This is a genomic window from Protofrankia symbiont of Coriaria ruscifolia (assembly GCF_900634745.1).
In the GTDB taxonomy this organism is placed as follows: Bacteria; Actinomycetota; Actinomycetes; order Frankiales; family Frankiaceae; genus Protofrankia; species Protofrankia californiensis.
Window position 1 is genome coordinate 65,930 of the sequence record NZ_CAAAFR010000094.1, and the last position, 8,490, is coordinate 74,419.

Below are 8,490 nucleotides of genomic sequence, written 5' to 3' on the forward strand. Positions count from 1 at the left end.
TCGTACCGCCTGTGGCCGTGCAGTCCGTGGCAGCGGCCGCGCAGGCCGTGGCGGTGGCGGGGTGACGCCGGGCTCCCGGGTGACGCACCCGATCGAACTGCGGTCGTACGAGATCCTGCGGGCACGTCTGGACGGCACGAGCCTGGACACCGCGCGCCTTCCTCCGTTGACCCGTGCGGTGGTCGAACGGGTCGTGCACGCCACCGCCGATATCGACTACGTCGCCGACCTGGTCTGCGACGAAACCGCTCTAGGTGCCGCTGTGGCGGCGATCGCCGCGCATGCGCCGGTTGTCACCGACGTGCGGATGACGGCCGCGGGAATCACCACCCGCAACGTGGTCTGCCGGCTCGGTGACGTCGATCCCGTCGCGGCCGCCCGCGACGGCCTGACCCGTTCGGCGGCAGCCGTCGGGCTCGCCCTCGACGAGGTCGGTCCGGGTGCCGTGTGGGTGATCGGATGCGCGCCGACCGCCCTGGAGCGGCTGCTCACCCTCGCCGACCTCGCCCGTCCCGCGTTGGTGATCGGCCTGCCTGTCGGGTTCGTCGGCGCGGTCGAGGCCAAGGAAGCACTGCGGGCGGCGGGCCTGCCCGCGGTCTCGAACCGGTCGGAGAAGGGCGGGGCGGCCGTTGCCGCCGCGGCTGTCAACGCACTGCTGTACGAAGGGCTGAACCCGTGACGGACACAGGCACAGGCTCGGACGCAGACTCCGGCGTGGTCACGAACACCAGCCCGTCCGCGCCCGCGCTGCTGATCGTCGGGCACGGGACCCGCAGCGCGGCCGGAGTGGCGCAGTTCCAGGCATTCGTCGAGCGGGTCGGTGAGCGGGCCGGCGGGACGCCGGTGGACGGCGGGTTCATCGAACTGTCCCGCCCCCCGGTGGCCGACGCGGTGGCCAGGCTCGTCGAGGCGGGCCGCACCCGGCTCGCGGCGGTACCGCTGACCCTGGTGGCCGCCGGACACGCCAAGGGCGACATTCCCGGCGCGCTCGCCCGGGAACGCATCCGCCATCCAGGCCTGCGCTATGCCTATGGACGCCCACTCGGCCCGCATCCGACGTTGCTGACGGCGTTGGAGGAGCGGATCGACACGGTGTGCCCGCGTGACGAGCGGGCGGAGGTGACCGTCCTGCTGGTCAGCCGCGGATCCACCGATCCGGACGCCAACGCCGAGATCGCCAAGGTCGCCCGGCTGCTGTGGGAGGGACGCGGGTTCGCCGGTGTCGAACCAGCCTTCATCAGCCTGGCCGAGCCGAGCGTGCCGGCCGGTCTGGAGCGCTGCCGCCTGCTGGGGGCGTCCCGGATCGTGGTAGCGCCCTACTTCCTGTTCGCGGGCGTCCTGCCGGACCGGGTGGTCGCTCAGGCCGCCGGCTGGGCCGCCGACCACCCCGACATCGACGTGCGCTGCACGGGCCTGCTCGGTGACTGCGAGGGACTGGTGGACCTGGTGCTCGAACGCTTCACCGAGGCGCTGGCCGGGGACATCCGGATGAACTGCGACACGTGCCTGTACCGGGTCGCACTGCCCGGGTTCGAACATCGGGTGGCCGCCCCCCAGGCCCCGCACGACCATCCGGACGATCCGGCACATCCACACGGTCACCAGCATCATCATGGCCACGGTCATCACCGCCATGCCTCTCGGACCGCCTGAGCGGTTGGCGATTCTTGGTCATGACGCCAGATTGATCGTCCCACACCTTCCGCGCCAGACCTGGCCACGATCTGTGGAAAACTCTCGCTCATCCACAAGGTGGCCCTGGTGTCGCCGCAGCGCCCGGCCAGTAGGGCCCCACTATCCCGCGTGACGGGCGTGGACGCCGCGAGCGTCCGGCGGACCTGCTCGTGTGACACGCCGACGAACACCGCGATCCGCCGCAGTCCCCAGCCCTCCTGCTGGGCGGCGACCATCGCCGACGCCAACGGCAACCGACGTCACCTCGTCCGCCGTCGCCCGCAGTTCCGCCAGCGCTCGCAGCCGGACGGCCGGAGCCAGGTCCACCAGTTCCCCGCAGAACCGCTCCACATCAGCCCGCAGGAACGCCACACCGTCAGAGCCCACCGGGCGAGCCTGACCCGCCACCGCAAGAGGTGTCGACAGATGTGACAGCAACCCCGATTCTCTGCTCCGTTCCTCCCGGACCCCGGAATCGGCACATGCGCCGGACGGGTTTCGGATAAACCGGATAAGACCATTTGTCCCGTGGATAGCACGGTATTTCCATAGGACGACTGCTGTTCCTCAAACCCCTGACTTCTGCTTGGCGGTGTCGTATTCGCGGCGGGCCGCCTCGACCTTCGCCAGGTGAGCGTCCGACCAGCGCACGAGGGTGGCGAAGACCGGGACGAGAGTGAGCCCGAGCTCGCTGATCTCGTACTCCACGCGGGGTGGGATCTGCGCGTGGTAGGTGCGCACGACCAGTCCGTCGCGTTCCAGCTGGCGCAGCCGTTGGGTGAGAACCTTGGGCGTGATCGGGCGTAGATGCTGCTCGAGCTCGTTGAAGCGCAGACGGCCGTGGTGCCTGAGTACCCACAGGATCGGCGTGGTCCAACGGCTGAACATCAGGTCGATCACCGGATTGATCGGGCACGCCTGATCCGCCTGCCCGGCATCGGCATGTTCGGCCATGCCCCACCCCCTTCCGTCACCTTCGCCCAAGCTTCCAGCCGAAGTTTCCAAACGGAGAGCCACTATCTTCTAGGAACCTGCTATGCCGAGGATGCTAGCGTGCTCCGTGTCGGAACAGAGAACGGCGGCACACGCCGCCTGCGGGGAACCGTGAGGACACCGCACAAAGCCACCACGTGACGACGGCCAGGAAACTCCCGGTAACCCGATCCTGACGGACGAGGATTATAGCCATGACTATGCCGACTTTGCCACAACGCGAGGGCGACCGTCCCGACACCGGCCCGGCCGTCCCCCACGTCCAGTTCACCCAGAACAGCCCGAAGGCGGTGAGGGAACAGCTCAAGCAGTGGATGTCCACCGAGCTTCCCGGCACCGTCACCGGCCCCAGCGAGATCTCCGATCCCGGGGCTTTTGCCGTCTTTCTGGACGGTCATGCTCCCGCGAAAGGTGCAGTGTTGCTTCCGCCGCGGTTGACGGCGGAGTTCGCCCACGTGCACGTCGACGGCAGCCTGCACCTCGCGCTTTCACACGAGGACCAGAAGGAGCTGCTGGCCAGGGGCTGGGGAGAGCCGCACCCGCTGTACTCCGCCGAGATCAACGTGGTGATGCTCTACGCCCCCCGCACCGTCGAAGAGCTGGACCTGGCACGGACCGTGCTCGAAGCGTCCTACCGCTATGCCACCGGGCACGACCGGGTGGCCGTGTAGGGCTGTTGAACGACCCACCCGTCAACCCGACGACCGGTGCCACCCGAACGTCGCTTCAGGTGAGGACGAGCTGGGAGGGGGTGATGGTCAGCGAGAACGGGTCGGTGACCGTCAGAACCTCGTCGCCGTGGGCTGTGCTGGTCTCGAGATAGTCGCGGCCGGTGAGGGCCAGTGTGGTGATCGATGGTTTGTCGGTGTCGACGATCCAGTAGTGGAGGACGCCGAGGCGGGCGTAGACGTCGCGTTTGAGCAGTCGGTCGATGCCCACGCTGCTGGAGGAGAGCACCTCGACGACCAGTACCGGGACGGCCAGGTACCGTTCGCCGCGCACGAGGTCGGCGCGGTGGACCACACACACGTCCGGTTGGACGCTGGTTCGCTGGCCCCTGCGCACATCCGGGGTCGGCCCGAACACGGCCAGGTCGTCTCGGCAGGCCGCCTCAAGGATGATCGCGAGGCTCAGGCAGGCTCGCTGGTGTTCCCAGCGGGGTGCCGGGCTCACCAGGAGCACCCCGTCCACCAGCTCGTAGCGCCGGCCGTCGTCGGGCATCTCCGCCAGGTCGTCGACGGTGAACCCGTCCTGCCGGATCGGGAGATCCTCGTACGCGACCGCCATGAACACCATGATGGGCTCCTCTCAGTAGCCCGAGCGCGAAAGAAGCATGATCGCGCCGCCTTTGGCCCTCCAGCCATAACGCCAGGCTGATCGTCCCACACCCTCCGTGCCAGCCTTGACCACGATCTGTGGAAAACTCGTACTCATCCACATCAGGTTCTTCGTGGGTTCCCGAAGGGGATCATGTGCTGGCTGTTCCACGAGGACCTGTGGCACCCCGCAGTCCGTACTGATCGCATCTCGGCGCTGGGCGGTCACCAGTGGGCGATGTCGGTCGGCGATCAGGTACGGCGGCCACTCAGCGGAAGCGAGACTGGTGGCTATACTCGTGGCTATGTCGATCATGGAGTAGATGTCGCTGGCGGACGTGAAGAACCGGCTCTCGGAGGTCGTGGACAGCGTCGAACGTGAGCATGGCCGCGTTGTGATCACCCGGCACGGCAGGCCCGCCGCGATCGTCATCAGCGTTGACGACCTGGAGTCGCTGGAGGAAACCCTCGACGTCATGGGCAGCACCCGGCTGATGGCCGACATCCGGGAAGCCCTTGACGACCTCGACGATGCGGGGGTGACCGTCCTGAGCAAGGACGAAGCGCTCCGTCTCGCCTCCGGCCAGTGAGCGACGCCTACAAGATCGCCTTCACCGCCCCCGCGCGACGCGCCCTTCGTCGCCTGCCCGAGAAGGTCGCCACCGCCGCCGTCGAGTTCCTATACGGATCATTGGCGGCCAACCCGCACCGTGTCGGCAAGCCTCTCCAGCTCCAGCTCGCAGGTCCTTACAGTGCACGACGCGGCGACTACCGCATCATTTACCGAATTGACACCGACAATCACCGCGTCGAAATTGTCGCCATCGAGCACCACGCAGACGCCTACCGACCGCGAGGATAGACGACCCCCACAATCTTCGGATTGCGATCAAGCCTACATCACTATCCTCGCAGCGCTTCGCAGTTGCCACAGGCCGGGGCTGCGGATCGCTGCGCGGAAATCGGCGTTAGCATCCAGGTTCGCTGCGCAGCCACTGTGACGAGGGAAAATCCGCGGCTCAGATGCTGATTAACAACAGATTTTTCGGATTTTCGTCCTAGTGGTCGAGATTCAGGTGGAGGCGGCCAGCCGGAGGCGGTCGCGGCGGCGGGCGAGCAGCCGGTCGGCGAGCGCGTCGGCGAGTTCGATGTCGTCCAGTGACACCCGGGTGCGCTCCTGCACGTCAAGGATCGCGGCGAGCAGCTCCGCGGACAGGCGGGTCCGGTCGGCCACCCGGGCCACACTCGGTGGCAGTGACCGGGAAAGCGACGGCAGTGAGCCGGATGCCGACGGGCGGGGCCCACCCGCGACGACGGTGTCGGTAACCCGGTTCGAGCGGTGTTGCGAGTGCGAGCGGCGGGGCCGGTTGCGCAGGTCCATGAATCCAGTGACGGGCCTGCGGAACCTGGAATCAACTCTTGACATCAGGGGTGTCCAGCCGGTCTCCGGTTACCCACAGGTGGTCCCCAGCGGCGCGGCGGATGCCCACCGCGCCGTAAACAGAGTTATCCACATTTTCGGCCGTGTATGACCGTTCTCACATTCAACGAGAGTCAGCGAGAGGACGCCTGAACGCCTTCCCCCGAGCCTGCGGGCCCGCGGCGTGCAGCGTTCCACGGGGACGCCGTCCTAGCAGATCCCACCGGTTCGGTAGCTTCCCAGACCCGTCGCCAATGAGCCTTCTGGGGAGAGCGCGCAGACCGGGCCGGCGTGGGCGACAGGGCGGGCGCCGCGTGCAACGAATCCCACCAGGACGTGGCGTCCTCATCCATCAACCGGGACACCTCGGCGAAGATACGGCTGGTGAAGGACCGGATATCGGTGTCGACGGGGTGCATGGGCCGGCCGAACCGTACCGATACCCCGGGCCGGCCTGGAATCGTCCAGGCCCGGCCACGCGGCATCGCACCGAAACTGCCGCGGATCCCGACCGGCACCACCGGAACCCCACAGGTGATCGCCAGATGTGCCGCGCCGAACCGGAACCGGGCGAGCTGGCCGTCCTTCGAGCGGGTCCCCTCCGGGAAGATGATGAGATTCCAGCCGTCGGCGAGCAGGTCGGCGGGTGCTGTCGACGGCGAGCCGCCACGGCGTTCGATCGGCACGGTCGCGAACAGGAAGGCCGTGCCCAGACCCCGCCACCAGCTGTCGAAGAAGTAGTCGGCGGCGGCGGCCACCGCGGTGTGATCCAGCACCTTCCTCGGCAGCGCACACAGCAGCAGCGGCGCGTCCAGATGGCTGGAATGGTTCGACACGAAGACCGCGGGAGTGCGCAGCCCCTCGATCGCGTCCAACCCTGCCACCGACAGTGACAGGTTCGCGTCCAGCATGGGTCGCATCCCAAACTCCAGGGCGGCGACCCGGGCCGCCCGCATCGCCGGTGTCCGCGCCCACGAGGTGGGGAACTCCCGTGCCAGCGGTGGCGGCTGGTGCGGCTGCGCCGAGCGGGGGACCGGCGGGCGCGCCGCCCACCGCCAGCCGCGCGCCATGTCACGCAGACCCACCCCGGCCAGGCTCTGCCGCATGCGGGGTGCCATCACCGCACGTCCGCGATGGCGTGCGGCGGGGAGTGCAGGTAGGTCAGAGACGGATCATGACCCACCGTGGCCGAGACCATCTCGAGCGCGTCAGCCAGGGTGGACGCGGCCCGGAAACCCATCCGCGCGCATGCCGCCCGGTCACCGCCGACCCACACCACGTCCCCCAGATGGTCCATGGCGTGCGCACCCCAATACCACATGTAGAACGGGTGCACGCCGTGGTAGGCGTGAGACGTACGGTACAGGTGGGTGTACCAGGGGTCGGTCGCGTACTGCTTCTCGAAGGTCGCCTCGATCGTCGCCGGATCGGTGGACTCGGCGAGAACCTCCTCGAAGAAGTCCACATATGACGGGTGATGCAGCTGGGAGAACTCCGGCGTCACCGGATGGTAGAGAATCATCGCGCCGCCGCGGCGCACCAGCGGCTGCCCCCGGTACATGTTGAAGAAATAACCCAGGCCCAGGCACATCGCGAGGATCGGGTTCATCACCGAGTTGACGTTGTACGGCCCGAGATACGGCAGACCGACGACGAGAACGTCGCTCTGCCCGTTCACCTCGACGAGTTGCTGGCGGTGCACGTTCGCGAGCGTCTTGGCATGCACGGCTTCGGTCTCGCCTGCATGTACGCCGGTGACGCCATAGTCCGCGACCAGGTCCTGGAAGAGTCTGCGGCGGGGACGCACCGGCATGGCGGCCAGGCCCCGCGACATCCCGAACGCCATCGCCTGGTCACGCACGGACCATTCCCACTCCCGCTTCGTGAAGAAGGCGTAACGGGACGGGAACGAGGCGTTGTTCACGGTCGTTTCCACCGTGAAAATCTTCAGATGGTCGGCGAGCAGCCGGCCCATCCGCCATGCCGAGGAATGCATGGCCGAGCGGGTGTGGTCCATGAACGACCGCGAGTGCACCATCGTGTGACTGTTGTGATGGTGGCGCAGGCTGTTGTAGGATGCCAGCCCGATCGGCACCGACTTGTGCCCGCCGTCCATGGCCACCAGGTTGACGTTGACGTAGACGAGCAGATCCGATTCGGCGGCCCGCCGGTTGATCTCGACGTCCTCGCCGTTCTCGGTCAGGCCGACGTGCAGGAGGTTGTCCCTGTCCTCGGCGTCGTGGTTGTAGAGGTTGTCCGGCCAGAACGAGCGGAACACCCGTTCCCCGACGGCCCTTTCGATCTCGGCGGCGGTCATCCGGCGGTGCAGGGCGTTCGCCACGATGAGCACCACGTCGTCGACGCCGACCTCGGCCGCGATCGTCAGCACCTGCTCGATCACCCGCTGACGGATGTCAGGCCGGCGCATCGGCGGCAGCGGAATCGACAGGTCGTCGAAGGCGATCGTCAGACGCATCCCCGGACGCAGCAGCGCCCGCAACGGCTCGCTGTTCTCCGGCTCGGCCAGCGCCCGGCTGATCGCCCCGTCAACGTCCGCCAGCGCCGGAAGCGACTCCGGTGGGTAGACCACCCGGGTGCCGAGCGGAAAGCGTTCCAGCCCGAACCCCTCACCCTGATGTACGAGCAGCGGAGGAGTCCGCTCATCGACTTCGAGCACGAACCCCGGTCTCACCTGTGCGATCCCCTCACGCGCGGTTTCGTCCGAACGACACTAGGTTGTCGCCGGCTCCATGGAATAAGCGTCCCAGCAGACGTCATAGTGCCCGCTAACAGGTCCCGCCTGCGCCTTGTCACGGCGTCATCAGGTCGAAGGCGACCTTGACCGCTCCGAGCCGCCCCGCCGCGAGCGCGTGGTCCAACGCGTCCCGCCAGCGGTCCAGCGGGTAGGTGGCCGACACGATCCCGTCCAGCGGCGCGGTTGCCGCGAGCTCCAGGGCCCGGTCGAAGTCCGTCCGGTCGTCCGTGCCGATGCTCGACGCGTAGGTGCCCACCAGCTCCAGCTCACGGAACCACAACGGGGTCAGATCGACCGAACCGGTGGGAACCCCCGACAGCACGACCCGCCCG

11 protein-coding genes and 1 pseudogene are annotated in these 8,490 nt (G+C 67.9%); 6 read left to right on the forward strand and 6 right to left on the reverse strand.

Going from position 1 to position 8,490, the window contains the following annotated elements; all coding sequences use genetic code 11:
* Positions 1-61 precede the first annotated feature (61 nt).
* From CV1CTNOD_RS24700 to CV1CTNOD_RS24705, 3 genes are all read left to right on the forward strand, one after another.
* On the forward strand, positions 62-679 hold the full coding sequence (locus tag CV1CTNOD_RS24700) for a precorrin-8X methylmutase (RefSeq protein WP_165485475.1): 618 nt from the start codon (positions 62-64) through the stop codon (positions 677-679).
* The gene (locus CV1CTNOD_RS12425) at positions 676-1,653 is read left to right on the forward strand and encodes a sirohydrochlorin chelatase (protein ID WP_207386389.1); all 978 of its coding nucleotides are present in this window, start codon (positions 676-678) and stop codon (positions 1,651-1,653) included. The genes CV1CTNOD_RS24700 and CV1CTNOD_RS12425 overlap by 4 nt, the downstream gene beginning before the upstream one ends.
* Positions 1,654-1,812: 159 nt before the next feature.
* Positions 1,813-2,106, forward strand: coding sequence for a hypothetical protein (locus CV1CTNOD_RS24705; RefSeq protein ID WP_165485476.1), 294 nt, complete (start codon positions 1,813-1,815; stop codon positions 2,104-2,106).
* Positions 2,107-2,241: 135 nt separating this feature from the next.
* On the opposite strand, the gene CV1CTNOD_RS12435 is transcribed toward CV1CTNOD_RS24705, so the two are convergent.
* The gene (locus CV1CTNOD_RS12435) at positions 2,242-2,628 is read right to left on the reverse strand and encodes a winged helix-turn-helix transcriptional regulator (RefSeq protein ID WP_131786271.1); all 387 of its coding nucleotides are present in this window, start codon (positions 2,626-2,628) and stop codon (positions 2,242-2,244) included.
* A 233-nt stretch (positions 2,629-2,861) separates the two neighbouring features.
* Between CV1CTNOD_RS12435 and CV1CTNOD_RS12440 the strand changes: the two genes are divergently transcribed.
* On the forward strand, positions 2,862-3,338 hold the full coding sequence (locus CV1CTNOD_RS12440) for a luciferase family protein (RefSeq protein WP_131786272.1): 477 nt from the start codon (positions 2,862-2,864) through the stop codon (positions 3,336-3,338).
* A gap of 55 nt (positions 3,339-3,393) precedes the next feature.
* Here the strand turns inward: CV1CTNOD_RS12440 and CV1CTNOD_RS12445 are convergent, their stop codons facing one another.
* Complete coding sequence (locus CV1CTNOD_RS12445; protein WP_131786273.1) at positions 3,394-3,963, reverse strand: Uma2 family endonuclease; 570 nt, start codon at positions 3,961-3,963, stop codon at positions 3,394-3,396.
* A 343-nt stretch (positions 3,964-4,306) separates the two neighbouring features.
* Between CV1CTNOD_RS12445 and CV1CTNOD_RS12450 the strand changes: the two genes are divergently transcribed.
* Both CV1CTNOD_RS12450 and CV1CTNOD_RS12455 read left to right on the forward strand, forming a co-directional pair.
* Complete coding sequence (locus tag CV1CTNOD_RS12450; protein ID WP_131786274.1) at positions 4,307-4,573, forward strand: type II toxin-antitoxin system Phd/YefM family antitoxin; 267 nt, start codon at positions 4,307-4,309, stop codon at positions 4,571-4,573.
* Positions 4,570-4,845: a type II toxin-antitoxin system RelE family toxin gene (locus CV1CTNOD_RS12455; protein ID WP_131786275.1), complete on the forward strand. Its 276-nt coding sequence runs from the start codon at positions 4,570-4,572 to the stop codon at positions 4,843-4,845. The genes CV1CTNOD_RS12450 and CV1CTNOD_RS12455 overlap by 4 nt, the downstream gene beginning before the upstream one ends.
* Positions 4,846-5,055: 210 nt before the next feature.
* Here the strand turns inward: CV1CTNOD_RS12455 and CV1CTNOD_RS12460 are convergent, their stop codons facing one another.
* From CV1CTNOD_RS12460 to CV1CTNOD_RS12475, 4 genes and pseudogenes are all read right to left on the reverse strand, one after another.
* Positions 5,056-5,364, reverse strand: a complete 309-nt coding sequence (locus CV1CTNOD_RS12460; protein ID WP_242606629.1) for a hypothetical protein — start codon at positions 5,362-5,364, stop codon at positions 5,056-5,058.
* Between the two features lie 173 nt (positions 5,365-5,537).
* A complete protein-coding gene (locus CV1CTNOD_RS12465; protein ID WP_131786276.1) occupies positions 5,538-6,521 on the reverse strand; it encodes a lysophospholipid acyltransferase family protein in 984 nt (327 codons plus the stop codon).
* Positions 6,521-8,080: a lactate racemase domain-containing protein gene (locus tag CV1CTNOD_RS12470; RefSeq protein ID WP_131786285.1), complete on the reverse strand. Its 1,560-nt coding sequence runs from the start codon at positions 8,078-8,080 to the stop codon at positions 6,521-6,523. Before CV1CTNOD_RS12470 ends, CV1CTNOD_RS12465 begins: the two co-directional genes overlap by 1 nt.
* 133 nt (positions 8,081-8,213) lie before the next feature.
* Positions 8,214-8,490 (reverse strand): annotated as a pseudogene (locus CV1CTNOD_RS12475) (zinc-binding alcohol dehydrogenase); the annotation flags it as partial.

Excerpts from the sequence above, each read along its gene's own strand:
- CV1CTNOD_RS12435 (WP_131786271.1), bottom strand. The coding sequence starts at position 2,628 with ATGGCCGAACATGCCGATGCCGGGCAGGCGGATCAGGCGTGCCCGATC.
- CV1CTNOD_RS12440 (WP_131786272.1), top strand. The coding sequence starts at position 2,862 with ATGACTATGCCGACTTTGCCACAACGCGAGGGCGACCGTCCCGACACC.
- CV1CTNOD_RS12445 (WP_131786273.1), bottom strand. The coding sequence starts at position 3,963 with ATGGTGTTCATGGCGGTCGCGTACGAGGATCTCCCGATCCGGCAGGAC.
- CV1CTNOD_RS12450 (WP_131786274.1), top strand. The coding sequence starts at position 4,307 with ATGTCGCTGGCGGACGTGAAGAACCGGCTCTCGGAGGTCGTGGACAGC.
- CV1CTNOD_RS12460 (WP_242606629.1), bottom strand. The coding sequence starts at position 5,364 with ATGGACCTGCGCAACCGGCCCCGCCGCTCGCACTCGCAACACCGCTCG.
- CV1CTNOD_RS12465 (WP_131786276.1), bottom strand. The coding sequence starts at position 6,521 with ATGGCACCCCGCATGCGGCAGAGCCTGGCCGGGGTGGGTCTGCGTGAC.